General features: G+C 32.8%; 1 protein-coding gene and 1 pseudogene. Both read left to right on the forward strand.

Annotation, left to right across the window (positions count from 1 at the left end):
* Nucleotides 1-201, forward strand: a pseudogene (locus ACYQ4S_RS11995) (hypothetical protein); the annotation flags it as partial.
* On the forward strand, nucleotides 188-865 hold a 678-nt coding region (locus ACYQ4S_RS12000), incomplete at its 3' end, for a tyrosine-type recombinase/integrase (RefSeq protein ID WP_459771382.1). The pseudogene ACYQ4S_RS11995 and the gene ACYQ4S_RS12000, both read left to right, overlap by 14 nt.

Consider the following 865-nt stretch of genomic DNA (forward strand, 5'->3'; position numbering starts at 1 on the left):
ACTTACAGTTTAGAACAAATGTTGGAAAATGGAATGGATATATATTCTGCAATACCTATATTAGCTGCATATGTTGGCCATGTAAATTTGATAGATACCGAACGATATATCCATTTTACAAACACACATTACCACGATTTTATTGAGCAAGAAAAAACGCTCGGACAATTAGTACCGGAGGTGCAACATGAATCATCTTAGTTATTTTATTCAAAGATATTTTATGCATTACTTAATTGGTCAAAAGAATTATGGTCAGAATACATTAAGTTCTTATCGAGATACTTTTAAGCTGTTAATCAGATTTCTAAAAGAAAGTGGTTATAATATCAATCAAATGGAACTTGATGATCTCACTTCGGAAAATATTCTTGAATTCTCAAAGTGGCTGGAAAGCTCAAGGAATAATAGTCCGACTACACGTAATACCCGACTAGCCCACATCAAATCATTTTACTCATTTGTTTCCATTGAAAATCCAGAGCATATTGATACCTGTAGAAAAATTACTCGTATCTCTTTTATTAAAACGAAACAACATCCGGCAAAATATCTTCAAGAAAAAGTCGTGAAAGAGCTGTTAGATTCAATAAATAAACAAGATAAAACGGGTATTAGACATCTAGCTATAATTACATTGCTTTATGATTCAGCATGTAGAGTACAAGAGTTAATAAATTTAAATGTTTCTGATATTAAACTAGAAGGCGTGAGTAGTATGTATGTCAGAGGTAAAGGAGCTAAACACCGTCACATCCCATTACTCCCCCAAACAGGCAATATTCTAAAGAAATACTTGAGTCTATACCAATTACAAAATGAAAGACCACTATTTACAAATAGTCGTGGCGAACGTCTAACCAGG

This window comes from Alkalibacterium sp. s-m-28 (genome assembly GCF_054658175.1).